Source organism: Sphingomonas sp. EU05-FHT14C10, assembly GCF_058790595.1.
On record NZ_JBYTEN010000018.1, the window covers coordinates 2696 to 16728 of the forward strand.

Consider the following 14033-nt stretch of genomic DNA (forward strand, 5'->3'; position numbering starts at 1 on the left):
GCCAGCAGCCAGCAGCCAGCAGCCAGCAGCCAGCAGCCAGCAGCCAGCAGCCAGCAGCCAGCAGCCAGCAGCCAGCAGCCAGCAGGTTTCGATCCACAGCGGGAGATCGGACGAGACACAGGTCATCTTCGCCTATCGCAACGGTCGCGACCTCGCGGCGCGGCCACGCGGCGCATTCGTCATCGATCTATTCGGTCTATCCGAAGCGCAGGTGCGGGAGCGTCATCCCGCTATCTACCAGCACCTTCTCGCGACGGTAAAACCGCATCGCGATCATAACAATCGTGCCAGCTATCGCGATAATTGGTGGCTGTTCGGCGAGCAACGTTCGGAACTACGCAAGGCGTTAAGAGGCCTTACCCGATATATCGCGACCATCGAGACGGCGAAGCACCGTGTGTTCCAGTTCTTGCCGATAGCGATCGTCCCGGACAACAAGCTAGCCTGTGTCGCCCTCGACGACGCCTATAGTCTCGGCGTGCTGTCCAGCCGCATCCACGTCACATGGGCAACCACGAGCGGGGGCAGGCTCGGCGTCGGTGATGATCCAGTTTATGTGAAATCCCGCTGTTTCGACCCTTTCCCCTTCCCTGCCGACATATCTGAACCGCTCAAGCATCGCCTCCATGCCGAGGCCGAAGAACTCGACGCCCTGCGCAAGCGTGTCCTCGCTGAGCACGACGACCTCACGCTCACCAAGCTCTACAACGTACTCGAAGCGCTGCGGTCCGGCCATGCGCTCACGGCACCCGAGCGGGACTTACACGATCGCGGGCTCGTCACCCTGCTGCGCGAGCGGCACGACACAATCGATGCGCTGGTCGCCGAGGCCTATGGTTGGCCCGTCGATCTGACAGAGGAAGAAATCCTGCTCCGTCTTGTAGCGCTCAACGAGGCGCGAGCAGCGGAAGAGACGCGAGGTCTCATCCGCTGGCTGCGACCGTCCTTCCAGGCGCCCGATTATCAGGCACCAATCGCCGAGAGGCTCGATCTGGGCGAGGCGCCGATTGCTCTACTGGACAATGTTATCCCCTGGCCCGGCTCGCTGCCCGAACAGGTCAGCGCAGTCCAGTCCGTTCTGGCCACCGCCGCCGCACCGCTTACACCGCAGGACGTCGCCCGATCTTTCCACGGCAAACGCGCCGCATCGGTGCGGCCGGTGCTGGAGGCGCTCGCCGGAATCGGCATGGCACGACGCTTGGGCAACGGCCGCTATGCTGCATAGCGATCGCGAGGCCAACAAAAATGCTGTTCCTTCCGATCGATTTCAGATGCGCTTCGTCAGTCCCCCGTCACGCCGCCTCGCATTCCAATATCCAGTTGTCCTGGATAGAAGCGGCCTCCCCTGCCCCGTCGTCTGCCTGCACCGCGACCATCGCATTGTAGCGGGCGATCAGGCGACGCACATCCGGCACTGGATCCTGAAACATCTCTCGCAGGTCGGCTGATGACCGATGAGCAGAATCCGCGCCGCCTCCGCGAAGCTGGCGGAGCCACCCGAGCATAAGCTCGAACGGCCGGTGAAACGCGACGCTCAACTCCCCATTGGCCCAATGACATTCCGAAAGGGTAAGGCTGAGCATCTGTTGCTTGTCTTCTGTCGGCAGGCCAGCCAGCGTGCGATGGGCACGCCGCCCCATGTCGAGATAGGCAATGGCATTGCGCATCAGCGCACCAGGCGCGGGGAACAGTTGCCCCTTTTTGCGATAGCGGCGATCATGCTCGTTGGGGTTCGTGGCAGGTTGCCCCGCAAGGATGGTCTGCCGCACCAAATCGAATTCCGCGTCGCTGCATTGTAGTCGGCTCAGCACCGAGATGAGTTTCTCTTCCAATACCTCCTCGCGGACATAGCGCTCGGGGCATTTCCCGCGATAGCCGCTGCAATGATAGTAGATGTAGCGCTCCTTCTTGATCTGCGCGACCACGGCGCAACCGCAATGCCCGCACCTGATCAATCCGCTGAAGGGAAATTCCCGGGAATTGGCACGAATGTTGGTCATCGCCCGGCCGTCGAGGATCTCCTGCACCGCCTCCCAAAGCTCGACCGACACCAGCGGCTCGTGGACGCCGGCATAGGTGACACCGGCCCAGTCGAAGGACCCGCTGTAGAAACGGTTGCGAAGGATATTGAGGATCGTCGAACTACCGATCGGCTTTCGGCTCCGCCGCCCACGAAAGCCGGCCAAACGTGCCTTCTCCGTTATTGTGCTCAGCGTATAGCGACCGCTCGCGAACCATTCATACAAGAGGGTGGCGAGCGGACCGACCTCGGGATCGACCACCACGATCTTGCGTCCGCCCGGATCGAGGACGTTCGCATAGCCAAAGGGTGCCCCCGACGGCCAGAGCCCCTGACGCGCCTTCTCCGCCATGCCCTTGGTCGCTTCCTCGGATAGATTGTCGATATAGCTCTTGGCCATCAGCACCTTGATGCCGTGCATGAACTTCTCGGAGGAGCGGCACTCGTCGGAGAGGATGAAATTCTCCTTCACGAAATGCACCTCGATGCCAAGGTCGTCGATGATCGCCCAGTCCTTGATGTTGAGATAGAGCCGGTCGGTCTTCTCGACGAGCAGGATGCGGACATCGGGATGGCGGCGTAGATAACGCAGCATCTCGCCGAACGCGGTGCGCCCCACCTTGCGCGCGGTCTCCACATCGACATGGCTACTGGCGACAATCAGCCCGTTGAGAACGGCATAGTCTTCGAGCAGCTTGACCTGAGCAGGGATCGAATAGCCTTCCCGCTCCTGATCCCGCGTCGATACCCGGGCGTAGAGCACCGCCTTGCGTAGTCCGGTCGCATTCGCCTTCACCCCCTTCGATCCACTCTCCTTCCGTCTCGGTCTTGCCAATGTGTGCTCCAGCTTACGCGTTGAAAGCGTGGGCCTATAAGCGGCAAAGTTGGTTCATGTCCGAAACATTCTACCAGGCTTCGCGGACGACCTTCGCAGAATGTACATGGCCCCCTCTCCCGGGTTTCAGAACCTAAAAAGGGCACCGACGCGCAGAAACCGGCCTATTTATGCTGATTTCCGCCCAATCGGCATTTTAGTGCCCTGCCGATTGTAGCTGCCCGAAGACCCATGATATCCGTTCGGGCAGCAACGGCCCTCGGAATCCGTCTGTCGCTGGACGAACCCGCGAGTTGTTGTCATCGAGACCGACGATCAATCCGCGTGCGATTGAACCTGCCATAGAGGCGCTACACGCCGGTGAGGCGATGAACCCTTTATCGGCAGTGCCACGAAAGCATGTCGAATTTCGAAGGGCTCAACGTCCGCCTCAGGCTGCATTTTGGAATGCGGCCCGGTAGCGCTCGACCAATTTCCGGGATTTGACCGAAGAAAGCAGGAAAAAGTTCGAAACGCCGAGAAAGAGGGTCACCACCGTTTCCGGGATTAGCGCCGCCCATGATCCGGCACATCGCTCTCATCGCATCGCTGATCGCCGCCTCGTCCAACGGTGTCGCCGCGCCGCCGCAGGCTGTGCCCGCTTTCCTGCTGCCTGATTCCAACCAGCTCAGCGCGGAAGCCGTGCAGGTCCTCGATCGGATGAAGGCTGCGACCGCGCCCGCCGAAATCGGCGGCGACGTCCAGCGACAGCGTGCCTTTTACGGCCGGTGGAACGATGATCGGCTGGCCGAGATGCGCCGCCGCTTCCGCACCACCGCGCGCCGCGAGACGATCGGCGGCGTCCCCGTCGACATCGTCGATCCCGCCGCCGGCATCGCGCCGCAGGACCGCGCACGCGTGCTGATCAACGTCCATGGCGGCGCCTTCATGTGGGGGTCGGGCAGCGGCGCTCTCGTGGAGGCGATCCCCGTCGCCGCGACGATGGGCATCCGCGTCGTCACCGTCGACTATCGGCTGGCGCCCGAGCATCGCTATCCAGCAGCCTCGGAAGACGTGACCGCCGTCTATCGCGATCTGCTCAAGCGCTATCCCGCCGCCAATATCGGCATCTACGGTTGCTCGGCGGGCGGCATCATCACGGCGCAGGCGACGGCGTGGATCGCGCATCAGCACCTCCCCCGCCCCGGCGCGATCGGCACATTCTGCGGCACGGGGGCGCCCTATAGCGGCGACAGCCCCTATCTTGCGGCGGTCACGACCGGCGGGGCGCCGCTGATCGCACCCTCGCTGCCCGCCACGCTCCCCAGCGCCTATATGGCGGGCGTATCTGCGGCTGATCCCCTCGCCTATCCGCTGAACGATCCGGCGACGATCAAGTCGATGCCGCCCACCCTGCTTCTCGCCGGCAGCCGCGATTTCGCGGCGAGCACGCTGACCCTCGCCCACAGGAAGCTCGCCGCCGCCGGCGTCTCGAGCGAATTGCAGCTCTTCGACGGCCTGCCCCATGCCTTCTTCATGTGGCCCGACATGCCCGAATCGCAGGAAGCGTTCGATATCGTCGCGCGCTTCTTCGACCGACATCTCGGCCGCAAGCCGCGCTAGCCTTCGTCCGCAGCGCCGCCTTCCACCAGCCGCTTGAGCGGTCGCGGCAAGGCCTCCACCATCGGAATATCCTCGACGGACTTGGCGCCTCCCGCCACCTCCAGCGCCTCGAAGCGCCGCGCCTGCGACATCACCTGCGATTCGAGACTGCCGACAAAGGCGTTATATGCCCCCGTCGCCAGCTCCAGATTGCGCCCCAGCCGGCCAACATGCGCGCCCATCGTCGCAAGGCGGGCGTGCAGTTCCTTGCCCAGCGCCGCAATCGTCGCGGCTTCCTCGGCCAGCTTTTCCTGCCGCCACACTGCCGAGACGGTGCGCGCGATCGCAATCAGATTGGTCGGCGTCGCGAGCAGCACCCGGCGATCGAATGCCCATTGCCACAGCTCATTGTCCTGCTCGAGCGCGGCCGACAGGAAATGCTCGCCGGGGATGAACATCACCACATAGTCGGCCGCATCGCCGAACTGGCTCCAATAGGCTTTCTGCCCCAATTGGTTGGCATGGTTGCGCAGCGCCGTAGCGTGCATCGTCAGCAGCCGCGTCCGCTCACCCTCGTCGACCGTCTCCGACGCATCGAGATAAGCGTTGAGCGAACATTTGGCGTCGATGATCAACTGCTTGCCGCCGGGCAGGCGCACGATCACGTCGGGGCGCAGCCGCCCGTCGTCAGTGTTGACCGAGACTTCGGACTGGAAATCGGCATGTTCGGACAGCCCCGCCATCTCGAGCACGTTGCGCAGCTGCTGCTCGCCCCAGCGCCCGCGCGCCTTGGGGCTCGATCGCAGCGCATTGACCAGTCGCGCCGCCTCGTCCTTCACCGCCGTCTGCCCGAGACGGACCTGCTCGACTGCCTCGCGCAGCCCGGCATAGCTGTCCACCCGATCCTTCTCGACCTTGGCCAGCCCTTCCTCATAGCGCTTGAGCGTCGCCTCGACCGGCTGGAGCAGCGCCTTCAGATGCGCCTCGCTCTTTTCGCCCGCCTGATGGAAGCGTTCGTCGGCACGCTTCAGGAAATGCGCCTGCGCCTCGTTGAGCAGCTTGCCCGCCGTCTCGCTGAACTGGGCGGCGAGCTGATCCTTGGCTTCGCGCAGCTCGGTCAACCGCGCCTCGAATGCACGATCGCGCTCGATCCTTTCGGCCTCCAGCCGCGCCAGCGCCTGCTTCGCCTCGCCCTGCCCCTTTTCCGCCTCCGCCAGCGCCACGCGCAGCTCGCCCGCTGCCTTCGCGCGCTCCTCGGCACCGGCCAGATCGGTGATCGCGACGCGGAAATTCTCCAGATATTTGTCGCGCTCGCGTCGCAGCGTCACCGCGCTCCGCCCGAAGGCCAGCCAGCCGACGACGAGCCCGATCGCCAGGGCGACAATCAGCAACAGGGGAATCAGCGGGTCCATCAGGCGGCTTTCGGAAAGAACATTCAGGCAACATTGGCGGTTCGGCCGCCGCTTGGCAACAGCCGCTTGCAAGCCGCGCCGTGCTCGGCTCTAGAAACGCCATGAGAAGCGATATCGAGATTTCGCGCGCGGCGCGCCTTCAACCCATTGGCCAGGTCGCGGCAAAGCTCGACATCCCCGACGAAGCGATCGAGCCTTATGGCCGCCACAAGGCCAAGATCGATCTGGGCTGGATCGAAAGCCAGGGCAAGGGCCGCGAAGGCAAGCTGATCCTCGTCACCGCGATCAACCCGACGCCGGCCGGCGAAGGCAAGAGCACGACGTCGGTCGGACTGGCCGATGCCCTCAATCGCATCGGGCAGCGCACGGCGCTGTGCCTGCGCGAACCCTCGCTCGGTCCCTGCTTCGGCACCAAGGGCGGCGCGACCGGGGGCGGCATGGCGCAGGTCGTGCCGATGGAGGATATCAACCTCCACTTCACCGGCGATTTCCACGCCATCACCGCTGCGCACAATCTGCTCGCCGCGATGGTCGACAATCACGTCCATTGGGGCAACGAGCTGGGCATCGACGTGCGCCGCATCGTCTGGCGCCGGGTGCTCGACATGAACGACCGCGCGCTGCGCGACATCGTCCAGTCGATCGGCGGCGTCGCCAACGGATTCCCGCGCGAATCGGGCTTCGACATCACCGTCGCGTCGGAGGTCATGGCGATCCTCTGCCTCGCCGACGGGACGGAGGATCTGGAACGCCGCCTGGGCGACATCATCGTCGCCTACACGCGCGATCGGAAGCCGGTGACCGCGCGCGACCTGAAGGCAGACGGCGCAATGGCCGTGCTGCTCGCCGAAGCGATCAAGCCCAACCTCGTCCAGACGCTCGAAGGCAATCCGGCGATCATCCACGGCGGCCCCTTCGCCAATATCGCGCATGGCTGCAATTCGGTGATCGCCACGCGCGCCGGGCTCGCACTCGCCGATTATATCGTGACCGAGGCAGGTTTCGGCGCAGATCTGGGCGCTGAAAAATTCTTCGATATCAAGTGCCGTCAGGCCGGTCTCCGCCCCGATGCGGTGGTGCTGGTCGCGACCGTGCGCGCGCTCAAGATGAATGGCGGCGTCGCCAAGGCGGATCTGGGGGCGGAAAATGTCGCGGCGGTCCATGCCGGCGGCGTCAACCTTGCCCGGCATATCGAGAATATCCGTCAATATGGCCTGCCCGTCGTCGTCGCGATCAACCATTTCGCGAGCGATACCGATGCCGAGGTCGCCGAAGTCGAGCGCATCGCGACCAGCCACGGCGCGACGGCCATCCTCTGCCGCCACTGGGCCGAGGGCAGCGCTGGCGCCGAGGCGCTGGCGCATGAGGTTGTGCGCCTCACCAGCGGCCTCCCCGCACAGTTCGCGCCGCTCTATGATGATGAGCTATCGCTGTTCGACAAGATCAATACGGTGGCGACGCGCGTCTACCGGGCGGAGGAAGCGATCGCCGATCCAAGCGTCCACGCCCAGCTGAAGCGCTGGGAGGAAGCGGGCTTCGCCCACCTGCCCGTCTGCATGGCGAAGACGCAGTACAGCTTCTCGACCGATCCGACGCTGCTCGGTGCGCCGACCGGCCATGTCGTGCCGGTGCGTGAAGTCCGTCTGGCGGCTGGCGCGGGCTTCGTCGTCGCCATCTGCGGCGAAATCATGACCATGCCCGGCCTCCCCAGAAAGCCGGCGGCGGAGTCGATCCATATCGACTCCGCCGGGCACATCGAAGGTTTGTTCTAGGTCGCGTGCTCCGGCTTTCGCCGGAGCATCTCCACGAGCTCAGGCGTCGACGGCCTCGCGATAGCGCGGCGCGACCTCGCGCTTCGAAAGATGCGGCGCCAGCGCGATGCGGGCATTGTTCATCGTCTCGAACAAGCTCTCGTCGGCCAGCGGCGGGATGGTCACGTCCTCGCGGCGATCGAAGCCGAGCAGCGCGGCATCGACCAGATCGTCAACGTCCATCACCATTTCCTGCGGGAAGGCTTCGACATCCTTGCCCGAACGCTCCCAGATCTCGGTGCGCGTCGCGCCGGGGAGAACGGCCTGCGTATAGACGCCGGCGGCCTTGCCCTGCTGCGAGAGCGAGAGGCTGACGTTGAGCAGATAGGCCTTGGTGCCGCTATAGACGCCGTCGAACATCTCGGGTGCGAAAGCGAGGACCGACGCGATGTTGACGATCGCACCGGCCTTGCGCGCGACAAAGGCGCGGGCGGCCGCACCGGCCAGAACCGTCGGCGCCGTGATGTTGAGCGCGATGATCCGGCTGAGATTAGCGGCGTCGTTTTCGAGGATGCCGCCATTGAGGGACATGCCGGCATTGTTGACCAGCAGCGCGATCGCCGCGTCGCTGGCGAGGCGCGTCTCGACCTTGGTCAGATCGGCGCTGGCCGTCAGGTCGGCCTGCAGCACTTCGACGTTGCGTCCGGTTTCGGCCTTCAGCCGGTCGGCGAGCGCCGAGAGGCGGGCGGCGTCGCGCGCCACGAGGATCAGGTCATAGCCGCGCTTGGCGAGGCGGTCGGCATAGACGGCGCCGATGCCGCTGGATGCACCGGTGACGACAGCGGTTCCGAGGGGGGCATTGCTCATTGTCAGTCTCCATTCGACTCGACCGATCGAGTCACTTGCATTTTGATAGTTACTCGCCTATTTTTTTGCAATGGAGCATATCAAAGATTGTGACGGCATCTGCGTCGTCGCCCGCGGCATCGCCCGTGTCGGCGATGCATGGAGCATGCTGATCCTGCGTGACATCGGGCTTGGTCTTGGTCGCTTCGACCAGATTCGCCAGAGCCTCGGCATCGCGCCCAATATCCTGACGCGCCGCCTCGCCGCGCTCGTCGAGGACGGGCTGCTGGAAAAGCGCCGCTATTCCGAACGCCCCCCGCGCGACGAATATGTGCTGACCGAGGCCGGGCGCGACTTCCTGCCCGTCCTGCAGGCGATCGGTGCGTGGGGCCGCAAGCATCATGGCGGCGGCCCGACCAGCTATTTCGTCGATGAGGAGACGGGCGAGCAGATCCAGCCCGTGGTGGTCGACGCCGTTACCGGCGCGCCGATCGGCAGCAGGCCGCTGAGGTTCGTCTTGCCGGAATAGCCCGGGGCCGGACGGAGCCCGAAACGCTGTCCTACAGCCGCCGTGCGATGTTATGCTGATGCCGGCGCCGCGCGCGCCTGCTCTTTGACATCGCCCGAACCCGGAAGTTGAGAAGACCGCTCCAGCCTCTCAACTTTGTCAACTTCCGAAGACCAGAATCGCGCTTTTCCGCCATTCCCTACAGCGACCAGCGTGACGCTGCCTGCACCGTCATTGCGAGCGCAGCGAAGCAATCCAGTCCGGCACCGGCCCCACTGAATTGCTTCGCCATGCTCGCAATGACAGAAAAGCGGTCAGGCCGCCTTGGCACGTGCCTTGGCGAGCTTCTTCAGCAGCATGTCGCGCTTCAGCTTCGACAGATGGTCGATGAAGAGGATGCCCTCGAGATGATCCATCTCGTGCTGGAGGCAAACGGCGAGCAGCCCGTCGAGCGTTTCCTCATGCGCCTTGCCATGCTCGTCGAGCCACTTGGCACGGATCACCGCCGGGCGCAGTACCTCGGCATATTGATCGGGAACCGAGAGGCAACCCTCGCTATAGGGCTGGGTTTCCTCGGATTCCTCGAGAATCTCGGGATTGATGAAGACCATCGGCTTGCGGACGGCCTCGCCGCCTTCTTCCTCCGGCTCCTGCAGGTCGATGACCAGCAGCCGCTTGGGCACGCCGACCTGGATCGCCGCCAGACCGATGCCCGGCGCATCGTACATCGTCTCGAACATGTCGGCGACCAGCGCGCGCAGTTCGTCGTCGACCGTTTCGACGGGCTTGGAAATAACGCGCAGCCGCGGGTCCGGCGTCTCGATGATCGGAAGAATGGCCATGGCGTGAATGTAGGTTTCACGCCGATTTTGGTCAAGATCGGCGCCGGCTCAAACCACGGGCCGCCGCGCGCGCAGCGCCTGCGCCAACGTGCCTTCGTCGAGATAATCCAGCTCGCCGCCGACCGGCAAGCCATGGGCAAGCTGGGTCAGGCGCACCGGATAGGCCTCGATCCGCTCGGCGATATAGTGCGCCGTGGTCTGGCCCTCGAGCGTCGCGTTCATCGCCAGCACCACCTCGTCGATGCCCCCGGCGGCGATGCGCGAGACGAGGCTGTCGATCCGCAGATCCTCCGGCCGCACGCCTTCCAGCGCGGACAGCCGGCCGCCCAATACGTGGAAACGGCCCGGAAAAAGCCGGGAGCGCTCGAGCGCCCACAGGTCAGACACTTCCTCCACCACGCACAGCGCCCGCGCATCGCGGCGCGGATCGGCGCAGATCGCGCAAGGGTCGGTCGTATCGACATTGCCGCAGATGTGGCAGGTCGCCAGCCGGTCGCTTACCGCCTCGAGAGCGCGGAGCAGCGGATCGAGCGCGGTTTCGCGCTTCTTCATCAGATGCAGCACCGCGCGGCGCGCCGATCGCGGCCCCAATCCGGGCAGCCGGGCCAGCGCCTGCGTGAGCGCCTCTATTTCCTGTGAAGCCATGCGCGAACAAATAGGGGGTTGCGCTCGCCGCTGCCAAGCGTTTCAGCAAAATCATGCGTATCGCCTTCATGGGAACCCCGGCCTTCGCCGTGCCGACGCTCGACGCACTCGTCGCGGCCGGGCACGACATCGCCGCCGTCTACAGCCAGCCGCCGCGTCGCGCGGGGCGCGGCAAGGCGCTCACTCCCACCCCCGTCCACCAGCGCGCCGAGGCGCTGGGGATCGAGGTCCGCACCCCGCTCACGCTTCGCGACGGAGCCGAACAGGCGGCCTTCGCCGCACTCGGCCTCGATGTCGCGGTGGTCGCGGCCTATGGCCTGATCCTGCCGCGCCCGATCCTCGCCGCGCCGGTGCATGGCTGCCTCAACGTCCACGCCTCTCTCCTCCCCCGCTGGCGCGGCGCGGCGCCGATCCAGCGCGCGATCCTCGCGGGCGACGCGACGACCGGCGTCACCATCATGCAGATGGAGACCGGCCTCGATACCGGACCGATGCTCGCGACGGTCGAGACGCCTGTCGCCGCGAAGACCGCAGGCGAACTGACTGACGAACTGGCGACGAGCGGCGCGCGGCTGATGGCTGCGGTCCTGCGCGATCTGGCGGCATATCCGCCGGCGATCCAGCCCGGGGAGGGCGTGACCTATGCCTCCAAGATCGACAAGACCGAATCCCGCATCGACTGGAGCGCGGATGCCGCGCAGGTCGAACGGCATGTCCGCGCCTTCAATCCCGTGCCCGGCGCCTGGTTCGAACATGCGGGCGAGCGGATCAAGCTGCTACGCGCGTCGATCCTGAGCGGTCTTCACAATGCCGAACCCGGCACCGTCCTCGACGACCAGCTGGCGATCGCATGCGGCGAAGGCGCGATCAGGCCCGAAATCGTCCAGCGCGCCGGGCGCGGATCGATGACGGTTGCCGATCTGCTCCGCGGTTTCCCGATAGCCGCAGGAACCCGGCTTTGACCCGCTTCGCACTGACGATCGAATATGACGGGCGGCCGTTCATGGGCTGGCAGCGCCAGGACCATGGCCCGAGCGCGCAGGAAGCGATCGAAAGCGCCGCCTTTCGCATGCTGGGCGAAGAGGTTGCCGTGCACGCCGCAGGCCGCACCGATGCCGGCGTCCACGCAACCGCCATGCGTGCGCATCTCGATGTCGCGAAGTCCGTCACGCCCTTCCGGCTGATCGAAGGGCTGAACGCGCTGCTCCGCCCCGATCCCGTCGCGATACTCGACTGCGAGATCGTTGCGGACGACTGGCATGCCCGCTTCTCCTGCCTCGGCCGCGCCTATCAATATCGTATCGCCAATCGTCGCGCCCCGCTGACCTTCGAGGCCGGGCTCGCCTGGCGCATCCCCAAACCCCTCGACGCCGAAGCCATGCACGCAGCCGCGCAGTTGCTCGTCGGCCGCCACGATTTCACGACCTTCCGTTCGGCCCACTGCCAGGCCGACAGCCCGGTCCGCACGCTCGATCGACTCGACGTGACGCGCGCGGGCGACCGGATCACCGTCTTCGCCGAGGCACGGTCCTTCCTCCATCATCAGGTCCGATCGATGGTCGGCTGCCTCGGACTTGTCGGCGAAGGAAAATGGGAAGCGGCGGACCTGAAAGCCGCGCTCGACGCGCGCGACCGCGAGGCGCTGGGCTTCAACGCGCCGCCGGACGGGCTCTATTTCGTGGGCGCTCGTTACTGACGCCGAGCAGCCGCCCCAGCGCGCGTTCGAGCATTACGAGCTGCCAGAGCAGCCGGCCATGATCGCGCCGCCCCGAGAGATGCTCGGCAACCACCGCATCGATCGCCGCCGGATCGAACCAGCCGCCGCCGCCGAGCAACGGCGCACGTGCCAGCGCCCCGGCCTCGTCGGCTAGAGCGCCCCGGAACCATGCGCTCACGGGCGTGACGAACCCCATCTTTCGCCGGTAGAGGATGTCGCGCGGCAAAAAGGATTCCATTGCCTTCTTCATCAGCCACTTGCCTTCGCTTCTCCGTAATCTCAGCGAAGGCGAGAGACTGGCCTCGAACGCAACGAGCTGGTGATCGAGCAACGGCTCTCGCGCCTCGAGCCCCACCGCCATGCTTGTCCGGTCCACCTTGGTCAGGATGTCGCCGGGCAGCCAGATCTTGAGGTCGGCATATTGAGCACGATCGAGCGCGCTGTCTGCCGGCGCATAGCGCATGGCGCTGACATAACGATGCTCGGCGCGGTGCCCCTGAAGCTCGCGACGGAAGACGGGACTGAACAGCTTTGCGCGCAGTTCCGGCGACGTGATCCCGACCGCGCGGGCATAGGCCTCGCCTTCATCCATCCCGAGCGCGAGCAGGGTAGCCTTCGCGCGCAACGGACGCGGCAGGCCGTCGGCCTTCGGATAAAGATTGCCGAGCCCCCCGAACAGCGGGCGACGCAGCCGACCTGGCAGCAGCGCACGAACGCGCTCCTCGGCGACGTGGAAGCGGTAGCGACGATAACCCGCCATGGCCTCATCCGCGCCATCGCCCGAAAGCGCGACCTTCACATGATCACGTGCCAGCTGGCACAGGCGATAGGTGGCAAGCGCGGAAGCATCGGCGAAAGGCTCGTCGAACGTGGCGGCGAGCGTATCGATCAGCGCGAAATCGTCGGCCGCGACGATGCGGCTGTGGTGATCGGTGGCAAAACGCTCGGCGACCCGCGCGGCATAGGCGCTTTCGTCATGCCCGGCCTCGCCGAAGCCGATCGAGAAGCTATTGACCGCACGCGGGCTTGCCTCCGCCATCAGCGCGACGACCGAACTGCTGTCGACGCCGCCCGATAGAAATGCGCCGAGCGGCACATCGGCGACCATACGGGAACGAACGGCGCGGCGCATATGATCGCGCAGCTGATCGCCGAGCTTCGCCGCCGATCCGCCGGCACGCGCAGTGAAATCGACATCCCACCAGCGCGAAGGTTCGGGCAGGCCGCGCTTGCGCTCGACCAGCAGATGATGCCCGGCCGCAAGTTTACGCACGCCAGCAACGATGCAGGCGTCGTCGGGCACATAACCGAAGGCGAGATAATCCTCGATCGCGCGCGGATCGATTTCGCGACGTATAAGAGGATGCGCCAGCAACCCTTTTAACTCGGAAGAAAATATCAAACTTCCGTCGCCCAAAAGGGCATAATGCAGCGGCTTCACGCCCAGCCGGTCGCGTGCGAGGAACAGGCATTGCCGGCCGGCGTCGAACAGCGCGAAAGCGAACATGCCATCGAAGCGTTCGAGGCAATCAGGTCCCCATTCGCGCCAGCCGTGCACGACCACCTCGGTATCGCTGGCGGTCCGGAAAATATGGCCGCGCGCCTGCAGATCGGCGCGAACCTCGGCGAAATTATAGATCTCGCCATTATAGGTCACGACGATGCGATCATCCTCGCTGACCATCGGCTGCGCGCCGCCCTCAATATCGATGATCGACAGGCGGCGATGGCCGAGCCCGACACCGGACGCGGTCCAAACGCCCGAACCATCGGGGCCGCGATGCGCCTGCGCGTCGGCCATCGCCCGGACCCGCTCAGGATCGACGGGCTTGGCCGTCTGGATATGGAAGATTCCGGCGATGCCGCACATGGTGGG

Annotated in this window: 12 protein-coding genes; 6 read left to right on the forward strand and 6 right to left on the reverse strand. The window is 65.2% G+C overall.

The window, feature by feature from the left end; genetic code table 11:
* Positions 1-1225: type IIL restriction-modification enzyme MmeI (locus AC3WT0_RS15415; protein WP_492754328.1), on the forward strand; the 1225-nt coding region annotated here is incomplete at its 5' end.
* A 67-nt stretch (positions 1226-1292) separates the two neighbouring features.
* On the opposite strand, the gene AC3WT0_RS15420 is transcribed toward AC3WT0_RS15415, so the two are convergent.
* Positions 1293-2816 (reverse strand): recombinase family protein, encoded by a 1524-nt coding sequence (locus tag AC3WT0_RS15420; protein ID WP_492754329.1) that lies wholly within the window; start codon positions 2814-2816, stop codon positions 1293-1295.
* 597 nt (positions 2817-3413) lie between these two features.
* On the opposite strand from AC3WT0_RS15420, the gene AC3WT0_RS15425 reads away from it, so the two are divergent.
* Entirely contained in the window at positions 3414-4457 is a 1044-nt protein-coding gene (locus AC3WT0_RS15425; protein WP_492754330.1) for an alpha/beta hydrolase, read from the forward strand.
* Here AC3WT0_RS15425 and AC3WT0_RS15430 read toward each other — a convergent pair.
* On the reverse strand, positions 4454-5848 hold the full coding sequence (locus tag AC3WT0_RS15430; RefSeq protein WP_492754331.1) for a DNA recombination protein RmuC: 1395 nt from the start codon (positions 5846-5848) through the stop codon (positions 4454-4456). The two genes, AC3WT0_RS15425 and AC3WT0_RS15430, sit on opposite strands and share 4 nt — an antisense overlap.
* Before the next feature lie 101 nt (positions 5849-5949).
* Between AC3WT0_RS15430 and AC3WT0_RS15435 the strand changes: the two genes are divergently transcribed.
* Entirely contained in the window at positions 5950-7620 is a 1671-nt protein-coding gene (locus AC3WT0_RS15435; RefSeq protein ID WP_492754332.1) for a formate--tetrahydrofolate ligase, read from the forward strand.
* A gap of 39 nt (positions 7621-7659) precedes the next feature.
* On the opposite strand, the gene AC3WT0_RS15440 is transcribed toward AC3WT0_RS15435, so the two are convergent.
* Positions 7660-8466 carry an SDR family NAD(P)-dependent oxidoreductase gene (locus AC3WT0_RS15440; protein ID WP_492754333.1) on the reverse strand — a complete coding sequence of 269 codons (807 nt, stop codon included), beginning with the start codon at positions 8464-8466 and terminating at the stop codon, positions 7660-7662.
* 70 nt (positions 8467-8536) lie between these two features.
* On the opposite strand from AC3WT0_RS15440, the gene AC3WT0_RS15445 reads away from it, so the two are divergent.
* Entirely contained in the window at positions 8537-8974 is a 438-nt protein-coding gene (locus tag AC3WT0_RS15445) for a winged helix-turn-helix transcriptional regulator (RefSeq protein WP_492754334.1), read from the forward strand.
* 293 nt (positions 8975-9267) lie between these two features.
* Here AC3WT0_RS15445 and def read toward each other — a convergent pair whose 3' ends face one another.
* Positions 9268-9795 carry a peptide deformylase gene (def, locus tag AC3WT0_RS15450; RefSeq protein WP_492754335.1) on the reverse strand — a complete coding sequence of 176 codons (528 nt, stop codon included), beginning with the start codon at positions 9793-9795 and terminating at the stop codon, positions 9268-9270.
* A 48-nt stretch (positions 9796-9843) separates the two neighbouring features.
* Complete coding sequence (recR, locus tag AC3WT0_RS15455) at positions 9844-10440, reverse strand: recombination mediator RecR (RefSeq protein ID WP_492754336.1); 597 nt, start codon at positions 10438-10440, stop codon at positions 9844-9846.
* A 53-nt stretch (positions 10441-10493) separates the two neighbouring features.
* On the opposite strand from recR, the gene fmt reads away from it, so the two are divergent.
* Together fmt and truA are read left to right on the forward strand one after the other, a co-directional pair.
* Positions 10494-11402, forward strand: coding sequence for a methionyl-tRNA formyltransferase (gene fmt / locus AC3WT0_RS15460; protein ID WP_492754337.1), 909 nt, complete (start codon positions 10494-10496; stop codon positions 11400-11402).
* Positions 11399-12136 (forward strand): tRNA pseudouridine(38-40) synthase TruA, encoded by a 738-nt coding sequence (gene truA / locus AC3WT0_RS15465; RefSeq protein ID WP_492754338.1) that lies wholly within the window; start codon positions 11399-11401, stop codon positions 12134-12136. The genes fmt and truA overlap by 4 nt, the downstream gene beginning before the upstream one ends.
* Here truA and AC3WT0_RS15470 read toward each other — a convergent pair.
* Positions 12090-14027, reverse strand: a complete 1938-nt coding sequence (locus AC3WT0_RS15470; RefSeq protein ID WP_492754339.1) for an XrtA/PEP-CTERM system amidotransferase — start codon at positions 14025-14027, stop codon at positions 12090-12092. The genes truA and AC3WT0_RS15470 overlap by 47 nt on opposite strands.
* Positions 14028-14033 lie beyond the last annotated feature (6 nt).

Bases quoted from the DNA above. Each gene is read 5' to 3' on its own strand.
- def (WP_492754335.1), bottom strand. From the start codon at position 9,795: ATGGCCATTCTTCCGATCATCGAGACGCCGGACCCGCGGCTGCGCGTT.
- AC3WT0_RS15430 (WP_492754331.1), bottom strand. From the start codon at position 5,848: ATGGACCCGCTGATTCCCCTGTTGCTGATTGTCGCCCTGGCGATCGGG.
- AC3WT0_RS15435 (WP_492754332.1), top strand. From the start codon at position 5,950: ATGAGAAGCGATATCGAGATTTCGCGCGCGGCGCGCCTTCAACCCATT.
- fmt (WP_492754337.1), top strand. From the start codon at position 10,494: ATGCGTATCGCCTTCATGGGAACCCCGGCCTTCGCCGTGCCGACGCTC.
- recR (WP_492754336.1), bottom strand. From the start codon at position 10,440: ATGGCTTCACAGGAAATAGAGGCGCTCACGCAGGCGCTGGCCCGGCTG.
- AC3WT0_RS15425 (WP_492754330.1), top strand. From the start codon at position 3,414: ATGATCCGGCACATCGCTCTCATCGCATCGCTGATCGCCGCCTCGTCC.
- AC3WT0_RS15470 (WP_492754339.1), bottom strand. From the start codon at position 14,027: ATGTGCGGCATCGCCGGAATCTTCCATATCCAGACGGCCAAGCCCGTC.
- AC3WT0_RS15440 (WP_492754333.1), bottom strand. From the start codon at position 8,466: ATGAGCAATGCCCCCCTCGGAACCGCTGTCGTCACCGGTGCATCCAGC.
- AC3WT0_RS15445 (WP_492754334.1), top strand. From the start codon at position 8,537: ATGGAGCATATCAAAGATTGTGACGGCATCTGCGTCGTCGCCCGCGGC.